Raw genomic sequence first — 215 nt, 5'->3', positions numbered from 1 at the left:
CCGTCTTTCTCCGGAAAAATCTCCTAAAAAAGTCGCATCATTTGTAGTAGCAATCAAGATACAAGTTCTCTTTACATCAGCAGAAAACCGTTCGTACAGAAGCCTTACGGTACTTGTTCTTGCAGATATAAACAGCTTAGCTTCATCAGCACTTTTTGCATTCCTAAGAGCTACAAATTCTTCCAATTCCACTACAACTTTTCCAACAAGATTAC

1 protein-coding gene is annotated in these 215 nt (G+C 38.1%); it reads right to left on the bottom strand.

Features of this window, described 5'->3' with window-relative positions:
* Positions 1-215, bottom strand: a 215-nt coding sequence (locus tag BUE91_RS01755; RefSeq protein ID WP_219335345.1) for a VapE domain-containing protein, incomplete at both ends; no start/stop codon positions are given.

The sequence above is a fragment of the Streptobacillus notomytis genome (genome assembly GCF_001902585.1).
Taxonomy (GTDB): Bacteria; Fusobacteriota; Fusobacteriia; order Fusobacteriales; family Leptotrichiaceae; genus Streptobacillus; species Streptobacillus notomytis.
The sequence above is the reverse complement of the archived record's forward strand: the minus strand, read 5'-3'. Positions and strand labels throughout refer to the sequence as shown.